The organism is Nocardioides sp. Leaf307, assembly GCF_001423135.1.
Classification (GTDB): domain Bacteria; phylum Actinomycetota; class Actinomycetes; order Propionibacteriales; family Nocardioidaceae; genus Nocardioides; species Nocardioides kribbensis.
Genome location: NZ_LMNY01000003.1, coordinates 567,704 through 583,913 on the forward strand (window position 1 = coordinate 567,704; position 16,210 = coordinate 583,913).

General features: G+C 72.2%; 13 protein-coding genes. 12 read left to right on the plus strand and 1 reads right to left on the minus strand.

Features of this window, described 5'->3' with window-relative positions; genetic code table 11:
- The first annotated feature begins 19 nt into the window (after window positions 1-19).
- The 12 genes from ASF50_RS17485 to ASF50_RS17540 are packed head-to-tail and all read left to right on the plus strand — an operon-like array spanning window position 20 to window position 15,218.
- The gene (locus tag ASF50_RS17485; protein ID WP_056905328.1) at window positions 20-1,360 is read left to right on the plus strand and encodes an NADH-quinone oxidoreductase subunit D; all 1,341 of its coding nucleotides are present in this window, start codon (window positions 20-22) and stop codon (window positions 1,358-1,360) included.
- Complete coding sequence (gene nuoE / locus ASF50_RS17490) at window positions 1,360-2,163, plus strand: NADH-quinone oxidoreductase subunit NuoE (protein WP_056864822.1); 804 nt, start codon at window positions 1,360-1,362, stop codon at window positions 2,161-2,163. The genes ASF50_RS17485 and nuoE overlap by 1 nt, the downstream gene beginning before the upstream one ends.
- The gene (gene nuoF, locus ASF50_RS17495) at window positions 2,160-3,476 is read left to right on the plus strand and encodes an NADH-quinone oxidoreductase subunit NuoF (RefSeq protein WP_056905329.1); all 1,317 of its coding nucleotides are present in this window, start codon (window positions 2,160-2,162) and stop codon (window positions 3,474-3,476) included. The genes nuoE and nuoF overlap by 4 nt, the downstream gene beginning before the upstream one ends.
- Window positions 3,473-5,929, plus strand: a complete 2,457-nt coding sequence (locus ASF50_RS17500) for an NADH-quinone oxidoreductase subunit G (protein WP_056905330.1) — start codon at window positions 3,473-3,475, stop codon at window positions 5,927-5,929. The genes nuoF and ASF50_RS17500 overlap by 4 nt, the downstream gene beginning before the upstream one ends.
- Window positions 5,926-7,272, plus strand: coding sequence for an NADH-quinone oxidoreductase subunit NuoH (gene nuoH, locus ASF50_RS17505; RefSeq protein WP_056905331.1), 1,347 nt, complete (start codon window positions 5,926-5,928; stop codon window positions 7,270-7,272). The genes ASF50_RS17500 and nuoH overlap by 4 nt, the downstream gene beginning before the upstream one ends.
- On the plus strand, window positions 7,272-7,898 hold the full coding sequence (nuoI, locus tag ASF50_RS17510; RefSeq protein ID WP_082503334.1) for an NADH-quinone oxidoreductase subunit NuoI: 627 nt from the start codon (window positions 7,272-7,274) through the stop codon (window positions 7,896-7,898). Before nuoH ends, nuoI begins: the two co-directional genes overlap by 1 nt.
- A 26-nt stretch (window positions 7,899-7,924) precedes the next feature.
- Complete coding sequence (locus ASF50_RS17515) at window positions 7,925-8,725, plus strand: NADH-quinone oxidoreductase subunit J (protein ID WP_056865230.1); 801 nt, start codon at window positions 7,925-7,927, stop codon at window positions 8,723-8,725.
- Complete coding sequence (gene nuoK, locus ASF50_RS17520; RefSeq protein ID WP_056864818.1) at window positions 8,725-9,024, plus strand: NADH-quinone oxidoreductase subunit NuoK; 300 nt, start codon at window positions 8,725-8,727, stop codon at window positions 9,022-9,024. Before ASF50_RS17515 ends, nuoK begins: the two co-directional genes overlap by 1 nt.
- 22 nt (window positions 9,025-9,046) lie before the next feature.
- Complete coding sequence (nuoL, locus tag ASF50_RS17525) at window positions 9,047-10,978, plus strand: NADH-quinone oxidoreductase subunit L (protein WP_056905332.1); 1,932 nt, start codon at window positions 9,047-9,049, stop codon at window positions 10,976-10,978.
- Window positions 10,978-12,615 (plus strand): NADH-quinone oxidoreductase subunit M, encoded by a 1,638-nt coding sequence (locus tag ASF50_RS17530; protein WP_056905333.1) that lies wholly within the window; start codon window positions 10,978-10,980, stop codon window positions 12,613-12,615. The genes nuoL and ASF50_RS17530 overlap by 1 nt, the downstream gene beginning before the upstream one ends.
- A gap of 3 nt (window positions 12,616-12,618) precedes the next feature.
- Window positions 12,619-14,211: an NADH-quinone oxidoreductase subunit NuoN gene (gene nuoN, locus ASF50_RS17535; RefSeq protein ID WP_056864815.1), complete on the plus strand. Its 1,593-nt coding sequence runs from the start codon at window positions 12,619-12,621 to the stop codon at window positions 14,209-14,211.
- The gene (locus tag ASF50_RS17540) at window positions 14,208-15,218 is read left to right on the plus strand and encodes a polyprenyl synthetase family protein (protein ID WP_056905334.1); all 1,011 of its coding nucleotides are present in this window, start codon (window positions 14,208-14,210) and stop codon (window positions 15,216-15,218) included. The genes nuoN and ASF50_RS17540 overlap by 4 nt, the downstream gene beginning before the upstream one ends.
- Window positions 15,219-15,252: 34 nt before the next feature.
- Here the strand turns inward: ASF50_RS17540 and rarD are convergent, their stop codons facing one another.
- Window positions 15,253-16,164 (minus strand): EamA family transporter RarD, encoded by a 912-nt coding sequence (gene rarD / locus ASF50_RS17545; RefSeq protein WP_056864813.1) that lies wholly within the window; start codon window positions 16,162-16,164, stop codon window positions 15,253-15,255.
- Window positions 16,165-16,210: the final 46 nt, after the last annotated feature.

Sequence of the window (16,210 nt, forward strand, 5' to 3'; positions counted from 1 at the left end):
ACCGTCCCCGGAGGTCAGCATGACGACCCAGGAAGACCTGTACGCCGGCACCAGCGAGACCACCGAGGGCCGTGTCTTCACGGTCACCGGGCAGGACTGGGACCAGATCGCCGAGGGCCTGGCCGAGGACGCCGAGGAGCGCGTCGTCGTCAACATGGGCCCCCAGCACCCCTCGACCCACGGCGTGCTGCGGCTGATCCTCGAGCTCGAGGGCGAGACGGTCACCGAGGCCCGCTGCGGCATCGGCTACCTCCACACCGGCATCGAGAAGAACATGGAGTACCGCTCCTGGGTGCAGGGCGTGACCTTCTGCACCCGCATGGACTACCTCAGCCCGTTCTTCAACGAGGCCACCTACGTCCTCGGCGTCGAGCGGCTGCTCGACATCGAGGCCGACGTGCCCGAGAAGGCCCAGGTCATGCGGGTGCTGCTCATGGAGCTCAACCGCATCTCCTCCCACCTCGTGGCCATCGCCACGGGCGGCATGGAGATCGGCGCGCTGACCGTGATGACGATCGGCTTCCGCGAGCGCGAGCTGGTGCTCGACCTCTTCGAGCTCATCACCGGGCTGCGTATGAACCACGCCTTCATCCGTCCCGGCGGCGTGGCGCAGGACCTCCCCGCCGGAGCCCTGGAGGAGATCGCCTCCTTCGTGGCGCTGATGAAGAAGCGCCTGCCGGAGTACGCCGCGCTGTGCAACGCCAACCCGATCTTCAAGGCCCGCCTGGAGGGCGTCGGCCACCTCGACCTGGAGGGCTGCCTGGCCCTGGGTCTCACCGGACCCCCGCTGCGCGCCAGCGGCTACCCGTGGGACCTGCGCAAGACCCAGCCCTACTCCGGCTACGAGGACTACGACTTCGACGTCCAGACCTGGGACACCGCCGACGCCTACGGCCGCTTCCGGGTGCGCCTGGCGGAGATGTGGGAGTCGCTGAGGATCGTCGAGCAGGCCGCGGCCCGGCTCGCCGGCCTCGAGGGCGCGCCCGTCATGGTCGCCGACCGCAAGATCGCCTGGCCCAGCCAGCTGGCCATCGGCTCCGACGGCATGGGCAACAGCCTCGACCACATCCGCCACATCATGGGCGAGTCGATGGAGGCCCTCATCCACCACTTCAAGCTGGTCACCGAGGGCTTCCGGGTGCCGGAGGGCCAGGCCTACGTGCCGGTGGAGTCGCCTCGCGGGGAGCTCGGAGCCCACGTCGTCTCCGACGGCGGCACCCGCCCCTTCCGCGCCCACTTCCGCGACCCGTCCTTCACCAACCTGCAGGCCACGAGCGTGATGAGCGAGGGCGGCATGGTCGCCGACGTCATCGTCGCGATCGCGAGCATCGACCCCGTCATGGGAGGCGTGGACCGCTGATGATCAGCCAGGAGACCTACGACGAGCTCACGGCGATCGCCGCGCGCTACCCCGAGGCCCGCTCGGGCCTGCTGCCCATGCTCCACCTCGTGCAGTCGGTCGAGGGACGGGTGACCCCCGAGGGCATCGAGACCTGCGCCGACATCCTCGGGATCTCCGCGGCCGAGGTCAGCGGGGTCGCGACGTTCTACACGATGTACAAGCGCAAGCCGGTCGGCGACTACCACGTGGGGGTCTGCACCAACACGCTGTGCGCGGTGATGGGCGGCGACGAGATCTTCGCCCGGCTCAAGGAGCACCTCGACGTCGGCAACGACGAGACCACCCGGCTGCGCGACGGCGACCGGGCCACCGTGACGCTGGAGCACCTGGAGTGCAACGCGGCCTGCGACTACGCCCCGGTGATGATGGTCAACTGGGAGTTCATGGACACCATGACGCCCACCTCGGCGGTCGACCTGGTCGACGACCTGCGCGCCGGGCGGGAGGTCACCTCGACCCGGGGCCCGCGCATCTGCACCTGGCGCGAGGCCGAGCGGGTGCTGGCCGGCTTCCCCGACGGCCGCGCCGACGAGGGGCCGTCGGCCGGACCGGCCTCGCTGGTCGGGCTCGGCATCGCCCGTGAGCGCGGCTGGTCGGCGCCCCCGTCGGACCGTGACGGTGCGGCCGACGCCGTCCCGGAGGAGCCGGGCGAGGAGCTCGCGGCCGCGCGCGAGTCCGACGACAACCAGGCCGAGCAGGCCGTCGTGGAGGCGGAGAGCGGCTCGTCCGAGACCGCCGCCGAGAAGGGAGAGGCGACATGACCGCACCAGACACCCTGACCCCCGTGCTCACCGCCACGTGGGCCGACGAGCGCAGCTGGACCCTCGACTCCTACACCGCCAGCGGCGGCTACGAGGGCCTGCGCCGCGCGCTCACCATGAGCCCCGACGACGTCATCGCCGAGGTCAAGGACTCCGGCCTGCGCGGGCGGGGAGGGGCGGGCTTCCCCACGGGCATGAAGTGGGGCTTCATCCCCCAGGACAACCCGAAGCCGAAGTACCTCGTCGTCAACGCCGACGAGTCCGAGCCGGGCACCTGCAAGGACGTCCCGCTGATGATGGCCTCGCCCCACACCCTGGTCGAGGGCGTGATCATCAGCTGCGTCGCCATCCGGGCCCACACGGCCTTCATCTACATCCGCGGCGAGGTGCTGCACGTGGTGCGCCGGGTGCAGGCCGCGGTGGCCGAGGCCTACGCCGCCGGCCACCTCGGACGCGACATCCACGGCTCCGGCTTCGACCTCGACGTCGTGGTCCACGCCGGTGCCGGCGCCTACATCTGCGGGGAGGAGACCGCGCTGCTCGAGGGCCTCGAGGGTCGTCGCGGGCAGCCGCGCCTGCGCCCGCCCTTCCCGGCCGTCGCGGGTCTCTACGCCAGCCCCACGGTGATCAACAACGTGGAGTCGATCGCCTCGGTGCCCAGCATCGTGCGTCACGGCGCCGCGTGGTTCGCCTCGATGGGCACTGAGAAGTCCAAGGGCTTCGGCATCTTCTCCCTCTCGGGCCACGTCACCCGCCCCGGGCAGTACGAGGCACCGCTCGGCATCACGCTGCGCGAGCTGATCGGGCTGGCCGGCGGCATCCGCGAGGGCCACGAGCTGAAGTTCTGGACCCCCGGCGGGTCCTCGACGCCGCTGCTCACCGCCGAGCACCTCGACCTGCCGCTCGACTTCGAGGGCATGGCCGCGGCCGGCACGATGCTCGGCACCCGCGCCATCCAGCTCTTCGACGAGACCACGTGCGTGGTGCGCGCCGTGCTGCGCTGGACGGAGTTCTACAAGCACGAGTCGTGCGGCAAGTGCACCCCGTGCCGCGAGGGCACGTGGTGGCTCGTGCAGACCCTCGCCGCGCTCGAGCGCGGCCAGGGCAGCGAGGCCGACCTCGACCTCCTGCTCGACCAGTGCGACAACATCCTGGGCCGCTCCTTCTGCGCCCTGGGCGACGGCGCCACCAGCCCCATCACCAGCTCCATCAGGTTCTTCCGCGAGGAGTACCTCGCCCACCTCACCCACGGCGGCTGCCCCTTCGACGCGGCCCGCTCCACCGCCTGGGCCGGACAGGAGGCGCTCGCATGAGCGACGTCGAGCAGCGCACCGACCTGGTCTCGGTGACCATCGACGGGATCCAGGTCAGCGTGCCGCGCGACACCCTGGTCATCCGCGCCGCCGAGCAGGTCGGCGTGCAGATCCCGCGCTTCTGCGACCACCCGCTGCTCGCGCCCGTCGGCGCCTGTCGCCAGTGCCTGGTCGACGTGCCCGACGCCGGCAACGGCCGCGGCTTCCCCAAGCCGCAGGCCTCCTGCACCCTGCCGGTGGCCGAGGGCATGGTCGTGGAGACCCAGGCCACCAGCGAGGTCGCCGACAAGGCCCAGCAGGGGGTCATGGAGTTCCTGCTGGTCAACCACCCGCTCGACTGCCCGGTGTGCGACAAGGGCGGCGAGTGCCCCCTGCAGAACCAGGCGATGAGCAACGGGCGCGGCGAGTCGCGCTTCGCCGGCTCCGGCAGCGGCGGGGTCAAGCGCACCTTCCCCAAGCCGATCAACCTCTCCCCGCAGGTGCTGCTCGACCGCGAGCGCTGCATCGTGTGCCAGCGCTGCACCCGCTTCGCCGAGGAGATCCCCGGCGACCCCTTCATCGCGCTGGTCGAGCGCGGCGCGCAGCAGCAGATCGGCATCGCCGAGGACGCGCCGTTCCTGTCGTACTTCTCCGGCAACACCATCCAGATCTGTCCGGTCGGGGCGCTGACCTCGGAGTCCTACCGGTTCCGCTCGCGCCCCTTCGACCTCGTCTCGAGCCCGTCGGTGGCCGAGCACGACGCCTGCGGCGCCGCGATCCGCGTCGACCACCGCCGCGGCAAGGTGATGCGCCGTCTCGCCGGCAACGACCCCGAGGTCAACGAGGAGTGGATCACCGACAAGGACCGCTTCGCCTTCACCTACGCCACGCAGCCCGACCGGATCACCTACCCCCGGGTGCGCGACCGCGTCGAGAACGGCGGCGACGGCTCGCTGCGCCCCGCGTCCTGGCCGGAGGCCTTCGCGGTCGCCGCCCGTGGGCTCGCCGCGGCCGGTGCCTGCGCCGTCCTGCCCGGCGGCCGGGTCACCGCCGAGGACGCCTACGCCTACGCCAAGCTGGCCCGCGTCTCGCTCGGCACCAACGACGTCGACTTCCGCGCCCGCCCGCTCTCGGCCGAGGAGGAGTCCTTCCTGGCCGGCCACGTCGTGCTCACCGGCCCCGGCGACGGCGGCGTCACGTACGCCGACCTGGAGCGGGCCTCCAGCGTGGTGCTCGTCGGCCTCGAGCCCGAGGAGGAGGCCGGCACGCTCTTCCTGCGCCTGCGCAAGGCCTCGCGCCGCGGGCTGCGCGTCGTGTCGATCGCCCCCTTCGCCACCCGCGGCCTGCGCAAGCTGTCCGGCACCCTCGTGCAGACGGTGCCGGGTCGCGAGCCAGGCGCGCTGCGCGGGCTGCTGGGGCACGCCGACCACGGCATCGACTCCCGCGCCGTCGTGCTGCTGGGCGAGCGGCTGGCCACGGTGCCCGGCGCCTACACCGCCGCGGCCGAGCTGGCCGCCCGCACCGGCGCCCGCCTGGCCTGGGTGCCGCGCCGCGCCGGCGACCGCGGTGCGCTCGAGGCCGGCTGCCTGCCGAGCCTGCTGCCCGGCGGCCGTCCGGTCGCCGACGCGGCGGCCCGCGTCGACGCCGCCACCTCCTGGGGCGTCGAGAGCGTGCCCGAGACGCCCGGTCGCGACGCCGACGCCATCGTCGCGGCGCTGCTGACCGGGGAGGTCGGCGGCCTGGTCGTCGGTGGCGTCGACCCCGACGACACCGCCGACCCCGACGCGACCCGCCGTGCCGTAGAGGCCGCCCGCTTCGTCGTGGCCCTGGAGCTGCGCGAGACCGAGGTGACCCGCGCGGCCGACGTCGTGTTCCCGGTCGCGCCGGTGGTCGGCAAGGCCGGCACCTTCGTCACCTGGGAGGGCCGGCCCCGCCCCTTCGAGGCCGTGCTGGCCGAGGCCGGCGCGCTGCCCGACCTGCGGGTGCTCTCCGGCATCGCCGAGGAGCTCGCCCGGCTCGGCCGCGGCGCCGCCCTCGGCTTCCGCACGGTCGCCGAGGTGCGTGCGGAGATGGCCGAGATCGGGCCCTGGGACGGCGAGCGGGCGACCTTCGCGCCGGTGAGCGCCCTGGACACCCCGAGCACCGACGACCCGCTGACCACCGCCGCGGGCGCCCCCGGCTCGGTGCTCGCGACCTGGAAGCAGCTGCTCGACGACGGCGCGATGCAGGCTGGCGACAAGCACCTCGCCGCCACCGCGCGGCCCGCCGTGGCCCGCGTGCCGCGCACCGTGCTCGACGCCCTCGGGCCGGTGGTCACCCTCACCGGCGACCGCGGGTCCGTCACCCTGCCCGCCGAGGCCGCCGACCTGCCCGACGGCGTGGTGTGGGTGCCCACCCGCTCCAGCGGGCGGGGCGTGCTGGCCGACCTGGCCTCGCCGGGTGCCCGCGTCACCGTGAAGGGAGCCGAGCTGTGACCCCCGACGACCTCTCCGCCTTCGGGCAGGACCCGTGGTGGCTGGTGCTGGTCAAGGCCGTGGCCATCTTCGTGGTCCTGGTCCTGCTGACCCTGTTCAACATCTGGTGGGAGCGGCGCGTCGTGGCGCGCATGCAGCACCGCATCGGCCCCAACCGCAACGGTCCCTTCGGCCTGCTGCAGTCGCTGGCCGACGGCGTGAAGCTGGCGCTGAAGGAGGACATCATCCCCAAGGCCGCCGACAAGGTGGTCTTCGTGATCGCGCCGGTCCTGGCCGTCATCCCGGCCTTCGTGACCTTCGCGGTCATCCCCTTCGGCCCCGAGGTGGGGGTGCCGTTCAGCGACCGCACCACCCCGCTGCAGCTCACCGACATGCCGGTCGCGGTGCTGTTCGTGATGGCGATCGCCTCGATCGGCATCTACGGCATCGTGCTGGGCGGCTGGTCGAGCGGCTCGACGTACTCCCTGCTCGGCGGGCTGCGCTCGAGCGCCCAGATGATCTCCTACGAGGTCGCGATGGGCCTCGCGCTGGTGGCGGTGTTCCTCTACGCCGGGTCGATGTCGACCTCGCAGATCGTGGAGGCGCAGAGCGACGTGTGGTTCGGGCTGATCCTGCTGCCCTCCTTCGTCATCTACGTCATCGCGATGGTCGGCGAGACCAACCGCGCGCCCTTCGACCTCCCCGAGGCCGAGGGCGAGCTGGTCGGCGGCTTCCACACCGAGTACTCCTCGCTGAAGTTCGCGCTGTTCTTCCTCGCCGAGTACATCAACATGGCCACGGTCTCGGCCGTGGCGACGACGCTGTTCCTGGGCGGCTGGCGCGCGCCCTTCGGCATCGAGCGGGTCTGGGAGGGCGCCAACGAGGGCTACGTCCCGGTGGTCTGGTTCTTCGCCAAGATGCTCGTCTTCATCTTCTTCTTCATCTGGCTGCGCGGCTCGCTGCCGCGACTGCGCTACGACCAGTTCATGGCCTTCGGGTGGAAGGTGCTCATCCCGGTCGCGCTGGTGTGGACCGTGGCCGTGGCCACCATGCGCCTGGCGCGCAACGAGGGCTGGTTCGCCGAGCTGCGCGACCCGGTCAGCCTCGCGATCGCCGTCGGCGTCGCGGTGGTCCTGCTCGGTGCCCTGTTCGCCTTCTCCGCCCGCGAGGGCGAGCCGGAGGAGGCGCCCGACACCGCCGCGGCCCGCCCCGGCGGCTTCCCGGTGCCGCCCATGCCCGCCGGCGGCGCCCGTCGCGGGGCGGCCGCGCCGCTGCGCTTCGCGTCCACCAGCCCGTCACCGGGAGCCGTGTCGTCCGACTCGGCCCCCGCGACCGTCCCCGCCGGTGCGGGGGAGGAGCACTGATGTCCGCCTCGACACCCGCCCAGCCCGCGAAGCGGGACCCGGAGAAGGGCCCCACGCTCAAGGAGCAGTTCTGGGACCCCGTCGCCGGCTTCGGCGTCACGTTCCGCACGATGTTCCGCAAGGTCGTCACGGAGCAGTACCCCGAGGACAAGCAGCCCACCGCCCCGCGCTTCCACGGTCGCCACCAGCTCAACCGCTGGCCCGACGGCCTGGAGAAGTGCATCGGCTGCGAGCTCTGTGCCTGGGCGTGCCCGGCCGACGCGATCTACGTCGAGGGCGCCTCCAACGTCGACGGTCCCGGCCCCGACGGCGAGGACTCCGGTCGCTTCAGTCCCGGTGAGCGCTACGGCCGCGTCTACCAGATCAACTACCTGCGCTGCATCCTGTGCGGGCTGTGCATCGAGGCCTGCCCGACCCGCGCGCTGACCATGACCAACGAGTACGAGCTGGCCGACGACAACCGCGCCGACCTCATCTACGAGAAGTCCGACCTCCTCGCGCCGCTGCTGCCCGGCATGGAGCAGCCGCCCCACGCGATGCTGCTCGGCGACGACGAGGGCGACTACTACCGCGGTGCCTACGCCGCGCCGGCGCCGTCCTCCACCACCGAGGAGACCCCCGCGTGACCGCCTTCTGGATCCTCGCCCCGGTCATGGTGCTGGCGGCGCTCGGCATCCTGTTCGTCCGCAAGGCCGTGCACGCAGCGCTGCTGCTGGCGGTGGTGATGATCAGCCTCGCCGTGCTCTACGCCGCGCTCGACGCGCCGTTCCTCTTCGCCGTGCAGATCATCGTCTACACCGGCGCCATCCTCATGCTGTTCCTCTTCGTGCTCATGCTGGTCGGCGTCGACGCCTCCGACTCGGTCGTCGAGACCATCCGCGGCCAGCGCGTGCTCGCGGTGGCCGGCGGGCTGGTGCTCGGGGTGCTGCTCGTCCTCGGGCTCAGCCAGCTGACCCTCGGCACCGTCGTGGGCCTCGACGAGGCCAACGCTGGCGGCAACATCGAGGCGCTGGCCAACATCCTCTTCAGCCGCTACGTCTTCGCCTTCGAGACCACCAGCGCGCTGCTCATCACCGCGGCGGTCGGCGCGATGGTGCTGGCGCACCGCGAGCGGCTGACCCCGAAGGCCGGCCAGGCCGAGCGGGCGGCCCAGCGGGTCCGCGACTTCAGCGAGAAGGGCACCCACCTCGGCCCGCTGCCCTCGCCGGGCGTCTACGCGCGCCACAACGCTGTGGACACCCCGGCGCTGCTGCCCGACGGCACACCCGCCCCCGACTCGGTCTCGCGGGTGCTCTCCTCGCGCGGCACCGTGCGCTCCGCGCCGGCCCTGGCCGACGACATCGAGCAGGTGCGCCGCTCCATCGACGGCGTGCCCGGCGGTGCCAGCGGCGAGCAGGCCACCGCCACCGGCCACAACACCGAGCAGCACTCGCTCGAGGAGGAGGGCCGCTGATGGACACCACGCCCTACGTCGTCCTGTCCGCGATCCTGTTCACGATCGGCACCGTCGGCGTGCTCACCCGCCGCAACGCCATCGTCGTGTTCATGTGCGTGGAGCTGATGCTCAACGCCTGCAACCTCGCGCTGGTCGCCTTCGCCCGCCAGCACGGCAACCTCGACGGCCAGATCGCCGCCTTCTTCGTGATGGTCGTCGCCGCCGCCGAGGTCGTCGTGGGCCTGGCCATCATCATGACCATCTTCCGCACCCGTCGCTCGGCCTCGGTCGACGACGCGAGCCTGCTGAAGTACTGAGACAGGACCGGTGACACCGCAGATGTACCTCATGTCAGAGGGCGGCCACACGATCCCCGTGGTCGCCCCCCTCGAGGCCGAGGGCGCCTCCACGCTGCTGTGGCTGGTGGTGGCCCTGCCGCTGCTGGGCGCCGCGGTGCTGCTCGTCGGCGGTCGCCGCACCGACCGCTGGGGGCACCTGCTGGGCACGGCCACGGCGCTCGCGTCGTTCGTGCTCAGCGTCGTGCTCTTCGTCGACCTGCTGGGTCGCGAGGAGTCCGAGCGCCAGGTCGCCCAGCGGCTCTGGGAGTGGATGGAGGTCGGCGGCTTCTCCGTCGGCATGGACCTCCTCTACGACCCGCTCTCGGCGCTCTTCCTGCTGCTCATCACCGGTGTCGGCACGCTGATCCACGTCTACTCGATCGGCTACATGGAGCACGACCCGCGCCGCCGACGGTTCTTCGCCTACCTCAACCTCTTCGTCGCCGCGATGCTCACGCTGGTCCTGGCGGAGAACTACGTCGTGCTCTTCCTCGGCTGGGAGGGAGTGGGCCTGGCCTCCTACCTCCTCATCGGCTTCTGGCAGCACAAGCCGTCGGCGGCTGCCGCGGCCAAGAAGGCCTTCGTCATCAACCGCGTCGGCGACATCGGCCTGAGCCTGGCCATCGCCCTGATGTTCGTCACCTTCGGCACCACCAGCTTCACGCAGGTCAGCGAGCTGACCTCCGGCGCGGGCGAGGGCACGCTGACCGCGCTCGGCCTGCTGCTCCTGCTGGGGGCCTGCGGCAAGTCGGCGCAGGTGCCGCTGCAGGCCTGGCTGCTCGACGCCATGGAGGGTCCCACCCCGGTCTCGGCCCTCATCCACGCCGCCACCATGGTCACCGCGGGGGTCTACCTCGTGGTGCGCTCCAACTTCGTCTACGAGCTCGCTCCCCACGCCCAGACCGTCGTGGTCGTGGTCGCCACGGTCACGCTGCTGTGGGGTGCGGTGATCGGGTGCGCCCGCGACGACATCAAGAAGGTCCTGGCCGGCTCGACGATGAGCCAGATCGGCTACATGATGCTGGCCGCCGGCCTGGGCGTGTACGGCTACGCCTTCGCGATCTTCCACCTCATCACCCACGGCTTCTTCAAGGCCAACATGTTCCTCGGCGCCGGCTCGGTGATGCACGGCATGGCCGACGACGTCGACATGCGCCGCTACGGCGCGCTGCGCAAGGCGATGCCGGTGACCTTCCTGACCTTCGCGATGGGCTACCTCGCGATCATCGGGTTCCCGCTCTTCTCCGGCTTCTGGTCCAAGGACAAGATCATCGAGACCGCGCTGGTCGAGAGCCCGGTCGCGGGCGTGTGCGCCCTCGTCGGTGCCGGCGTGACCGGCTTCTACATGACCCGCCTCATGCTGATGACCTTCTTCACCGACAAGCGGTGGAAGGAGGGCGTGCACCCCCACGAGTCGCCCTCGGTGATGACCGTGCCGCTCGTCGTGCTGGCCGCCCTCTCGGTGCTCGGCGGCATCCTGCTGCTCGGCGACTGGATCGTCGGCTGGCTGGCCCCGGTCGTCGGCGAGGCCCCGCACCACGAGCCCCCGGTGCCGGTCATCGTGCTCACGGTCCTCACGGTCGCGGTCGTCGCGGTCGGCGTCGCCGCCGCGTGGTTCCTCGTCGGTCGCCGCGAGGTGGCCCGCACGGCCCCGCAGGACGTCTCGTTCGCGGTCCGCGCGGCTCGCGCCGACCTGTACGGCGACGCGATCAACGACGCCGTCGTGGTGCGGCCCGGCCGCCGGCTGGTCACGCTGCTCCTCGGCGTCGACCGCCGCGGCGCCGACGGGCTCTTCACCGGCGGCGGCTCGGCCGTGGCCGGGGTCGGCGGGCTGCTGCGCCGTGTGCAGAACGGCTTCGTGCGCTCCTACGCCCTGTCGGTGCTCGCCGGCGTCCTGATCGTCGTGATCGCCCTGATGGTGGTGAACTCCTGATGTCCGACTTCCCCTGGCTCACGGTGCTCGTGCTGGTGCCGCTGGTCGGCTCCGTCGCCGTGGCCCTGCTCCCGCTGCCCGCGGCGCAGGCCAAGCAGGCCGGTCTGGCCGTCAGCGTGGTCACCCTCGCCCTGGCCGCGGCCGTCGCCGCGCAGTTCGACGTCGACGGCGGCATGCAGCTCACCGAGACCCACGACTGGATCTCGGCCTTCGGGGTCCACTACGCCCTCGGCGTCGACGGCCTCGGGCTGCTGCTGATCCTGCTCACCGCCGTGCTGGTGCCGCTGGTGCTGCTCGCCGCCTGGTCCGACACCGACCAGCCGCTCGGCCCCGACGGTGAGGACGAGAGCACCCGCCAGGGCACCGGCCGGGCCTTCGTCGCCTGGACCCTCGCCCTGGAGGCGCTCTCGCTGGCGGTCTTCGCCGCGACCGACGTCTTCCTCTTCTACGTCGTCTTCGAGGCGACGCTGATCCCGGCCTACTTCCTGGTCGGGGGCTTCGGCCGCGAGGGTCGCAGCGCCGCGGCGCTGAAGTTCCTCATGTTCCAGCTCGCCGGCGGCCTCGTGCTGCTGGCCTCGGTGATCGGGCTCTACGTCGTCTCCGCCCAGCAGGGCAGCCCGTCGTACCTCCTCTCCGACCTCGAGCAGCTCGACATCGGCACCGAGGCCGGGCGGTGGCTCTTCCTGGGCTTCTTCATCGCCTTCGCCGTCAAGGCCCCGCTCTTCCCGGTGCACACCTGGCTGGCCGACACCACGGAGCGGGCGACCCCGGCCACGAGCGTGCTGCTGGTCTGCGTGCTCGACAAGATCGGCACCTTCGGCATGCTGCGCTTCTGCCTCGGGCTCTTCCCCGAGGCCTCGCAGTGGGCCACGCCGGTCGTGGTCGCCCTCGCCCTGGTCTCGATCGTCTACGGCGCGCTCATCGCGATCGGCCAGGACGACATCCTGCGCCTGATCGGACTGACCTCGCTGAGCCACTTCGGCTTCATCACGCTGGGCATCTTCGTGCTCAACACCCAGGGCGGGTCCGGCGCCGTGCTCTACATGGTCAACCACGGTCTCGGCACCGCGGCGCTCTTCCTGGCCGCCGGCTTCGTCATCCGCCGCCGCGGCACCACGCTGATCAGCCAGATGGGCGGGGTCGAGAAGGTCACCCCGGTGCTCGCCGGGCTGTTCCTGATCGCGGGCCTGGCCACCCTGGGCCTGCCCGGGCTGAGCACCTTCGTCTCGGAGTTCCTCGTCATCATCGCCGCCTTCCAGTACCAGTGGTGGGTCGGCGCGATCGCGGTCACCGGCATCGTCCTGGCCGCGATCTACGTGCTGTGGATGTACCAGCGCACGATGACCGGCCCGACGGTGCCCGCCCTGCCCGGCGCCGAGGACCCGGGCGCCGGCTCCGACGGGACCGGCTCCGACGGGGCCGGGTCCACCCGCACCGACCTCACCGTGCGCGAGGGCGTCGTCCTGGTGCCGCTGGTGGTCGGGCTGGTCCTCTTCGGCTTCTACCCCGGGCCGTTGCTGGAGGCCAGCAACCCCTACGTCGGGACGCTGCTGGAGCGGGTCGGGGTCACCGACGACGCGCCCACCGTCACCTCCCCGGAGTCCGAGACTCCGGCGTCCGCCGAGGAAGGCAGCTAGACCATGGACTCCACGACCTTCGTCAAGCCCACCCTCGACTACTTCCACCTCTGGCCGATCCTGGTCGTGCTGGGCGTCGCGGCCCTGGGCGTCGTCGTCGAGGCCTTCGTGCCCCGCACCCGCCGCTTCGTGACCCAGACCGTGCTCGCCCTCGCCGGCCTGGTCGCCGCCCTGGTCGGCACCGTGCTGGTCGGCCTCGACCTCACCGAGGTCGGCGACGGCGCCGCGCGCGGCCTGCTCACCGCGGGCGGCACCCTGGTGATCGACGGCCCCGCGGTCTTCCTGTGGGGGCTGGTCCTGATCTTCGCGGTCGGCGGGGTGCTGCTCTTCGCCGAGCGTCGCCTCGAGGGCGGGGTCTCGGCCTTCGCCGGCCAGGCGGCCGCGCTGCCGGGCACCGAGGCCGAGCGCCAGGCCCAGGGCCTGGACCACACCGAGGTCTACCCGCTGATGATGTTCGCGGTGGCCGGCATGATGATCTTCCCGACCGCGGGCGACCTGCTCACGATGTTCGTGGCCCTCGAGGTCCTCTCGCTGCCGCTCTACCTGCTCTGCGGGCTGGCCCGCCGTCGCCGCCTGCTGAGCCAGGAGGCCGCGATGAAGTACTTCCTGCTCGGCGCCTTCTCCTCCGGCTTCTTCCTCTACGGCGTCGCCCTGGTCTACGGCTTCGCGGGCTCGATGGACCTCGCCGCGATCGACCAGGCCGTGCGCGCCGACACCGGCAACCACACCCTGCTGGCGATCGGCATGGGCCTGCTCGCGGTCGGGCTGCTGTTCAAGGTCGGGGCCGTGCCGTTCCAGTCCTGGACCCCCGACGTCTACCAGGGCGCCCCGACGGCGGTGACGGCGTTCATGGCCGCCGGCACCAAGATCGCCGCCTTCGGCGCGATCCTGCGGCTGTTCTACGTCGGCTTCGGGTCCGACCGCTGGACCTGGCAGCCGATGCTGTGGGTGGTCGCGATCCTCACCATGGTCGTCGGCGCCGTGCTGGCCATCTCGCAGTCCGACGTGAAGCGGATGCTGGCCTACTCCTCCATCGCCCACACCGGCTTCCTGCTCACCGGGGTCCTCGGCGTGCAGACCAGCGCCGAGCTGGCCGACGGCCAGGTCACCTCGCTCCAGGCGATCCTCTTCTACCTCACCACCTACGGCTTCTCGATGGTCGCGGCCTTCGCCATCGTCACGCTGGTGCGCGACTCCGGCGGCGAGGCGACCGCGTTCGACCGCTGGGCCGGCCTGGGCCGGCGCTCGCCGTGGGTCGCCGGGGCCTTCGCGTTCCTGCTGCTGTCGATGGCGGGCATCCCGCTCACCGGAGGGTTCGTGGGCAAGTGGGCGGTCTTCACCGTCGCCTTCTCCGCCGGGGCCTGGCCGGTGGTGCTGGTGGCGATCTTCTCCAGCGTCGTGGCCATCTACTTCTACGTCCGCCACATCCGCCTGATGTTCTTCACCGCACCCACCGCCGACTCGGCCGCGGTGGTCGCGCCCTCGCTGCTGACGTCGGCGACCATCGCGGTGGGCGTGCTCGCCACGGTGCTGCTCGGCATCGTGCCCGGCCCGGTGCTCGACCTCGCGGGCCATGCGGGAGAATTCATCAGGTGACGTCCTCTCCCGCGCCGGCCGCCCTGGCCCTCCCGGTCACCGACGAGGCCCTGGCCGCCCGTCTCCACGGTCGGATGGCGGAGGTCGAGGCGCTCCTGGCCGGCCACGTCGAGGGCCGGACCCGCTACGTCTCCGAGGCCGCGCGGCACCTGCTCGAGGCCGGCGGCAAGCGGTTCCGTCCGCTGCTGGTGCTCCTCGCGGCCGAGACGGGCCCCCACCCGGAGGCCGCGGAGGTGCTCACGGCGGCCTGCGTCGTGGAGATCACCCACCTCGGCTCGCTCTACCACGACGACGTGATGGACGAGGCCGACCTGCGCCGCGGCGCCGACTCCGCCAACGCCCGCTGGGACAACCTGGTCGCCATCCTCACCGGCGACTTCCTCTTCGCCCGCTCCTCCGAGCTCACCGCCACCCTGGGCGCCGACGCCGTGCGCATCCAGGCCGAGACGTTCACCCGGCTCGTCGAGGGCCAGATCATGGAGACCGTCGAGCCGGGCCCCGACGAGGACGCCCTCCAGCACTACCTCGACGTGGTGGCCGGGAAGACCGGCTCGCTCATCGCGACCTCCGCGCGCTACGGCGCCCGCTTCTCCGGCGCCCCGCGCGAGGTCGAGGAGGCGCTCGCGGCCTACGGCGAGATCGTGGGCAGCGCCTTCCAGCTCTCCGACGACATCCTCGACGTGGCCTCGGAGTCGCAGGAGTCGGGCAAGACGCCCGGCACCGACCTGCGCGAGGGCGTGCCGACGCTGCCCGTCCTCATGGCCCGGGCCTCCGAGGACCCCGCCGACGCGCGCCTGCTCGAGCTCCTCGCGGGTGACCTCACCGACGACGCCCGCCACGCCGAGGCCCTGGGCCTGCTGCGCGCCCACCCCGCCATGGAGCAGGCCCGCGCCTACGTCGTGGCCCGCGCCGACGAGGCCAAGGCGCTGCTCGACGTGCTGCCCGACAGCCCGGTGAAGGAGGCCCTGGAGGCCTTCGCCGACCTCGTGGCGCTCCGCACGGCCTGAGCCCTCGGCGGCTCCTCCGGGCGAGCTGCGCCGCTCAGGCGGCGCTCGAGGCCGCGACGGTCAGCCGCAGCTGGCGCCGGTGGTGGCCGACCGCCTCCACGGTGAAGAGCACCAGCGCGAGCCAGACCAGGACGAAGCCGGCCCAGCGGCCGGCCGGCATGTCCTCGCCGTACCAGAGCACGCCGAGCGCGAACTGCAGGATCGGCGCGAGGTACTGCAGCAGCCCCAGCGTCACCATCGGCACCCGCGTGGCGGCCGCGCCGAAGCACAGCAGCGGCACCGCCGTGACGACGCCGAGGGTGGTGAAGAGCAGCGCGTGCCCGACGCCGTGCTGCCCGAACTGCGCGGTGCCGGTGGTGGCCAGCCACGCCAGGTAGGCCCCGGCGAAGGGCGCGATGAAGGCCGTCTCGACCGCGAGGCTCTCCACCGCGGGGGCGCCCGCGGTCTTCTTGGCCAGCCCGTAGGTCCCGAAGGAGAAGGCGAGCACGAGGGCCACCCACGGCGGTCGGCCGTAGTCGAGCGTGAGCACGGCGACCGCGGAGGCCGCGATGCCCACCGCCACCCACTGCAGCGGACGCAGCCGCTCGCCGAGCAGCAGGACGCCCATGAGCACCGTCACGAGGGGGTTCATGAAGTAGCCCAGCGAGGTCTCGACCACGCGGCCGTTGGTGACGCCGTAGATGTAGGTGGCCCAGTTGCAGGTGATGGTCACCGCGGCCAGGGCCAGCAGGGCGGTGGTGCGTCGGGAGGCGAGCAGGGCCCTGACCCCGGCGGTCCGTCGCAGCGCCAGCACGAGCACGCCCATGGTGAGCACCGACCAGACGATGCGGTGGGCCAGGATCTCGAGCGCGCCGGCGGGCTCGAGGAGCGGGAAGTACAGGGGGAAGGCGCCCCACATGAGGTAGGCCGCGGCCCCGAGGGCCACGCCGCGGCGAGAGTCGGACACCGGGGGAGCATAAGTCCGGTCGAGACCGGTGTTTACCGCGGTCCGC

Bases quoted from the DNA above. Each gene is read 5' to 3' on its own strand.
- nuoI (WP_082503334.1), top strand. From the start codon at position 7,272: ATGTCCGCCTCGACACCCGCCCAGCCCGCGAAGCGGGACCCGGAGAAG.
- ASF50_RS17515 (WP_056865230.1), top strand. From the start codon at position 7,925: ATGGTGCTGGCGGCGCTCGGCATCCTGTTCGTCCGCAAGGCCGTGCAC.
- nuoF (WP_056905329.1), top strand. From the start codon at position 2,160: ATGACCGCACCAGACACCCTGACCCCCGTGCTCACCGCCACGTGGGCC.
- nuoK (WP_056864818.1), top strand. From the start codon at position 8,725: ATGGACACCACGCCCTACGTCGTCCTGTCCGCGATCCTGTTCACGATC.
- ASF50_RS17485 (WP_056905328.1), top strand. From the start codon at position 20: ATGACGACCCAGGAAGACCTGTACGCCGGCACCAGCGAGACCACCGAG.
- nuoE (WP_056864822.1), top strand. From the start codon at position 1,360: ATGATCAGCCAGGAGACCTACGACGAGCTCACGGCGATCGCCGCGCGC.
- ASF50_RS17500 (WP_056905330.1), top strand. From the start codon at position 3,473: ATGAGCGACGTCGAGCAGCGCACCGACCTGGTCTCGGTGACCATCGAC.
- nuoN (WP_056864815.1), top strand. From the start codon at position 12,619: ATGGACTCCACGACCTTCGTCAAGCCCACCCTCGACTACTTCCACCTC.
- ASF50_RS17530 (WP_056905333.1), top strand. From the start codon at position 10,978: ATGTCCGACTTCCCCTGGCTCACGGTGCTCGTGCTGGTGCCGCTGGTC.
- nuoL (WP_056905332.1), top strand. From the start codon at position 9,047: ATGTACCTCATGTCAGAGGGCGGCCACACGATCCCCGTGGTCGCCCCC.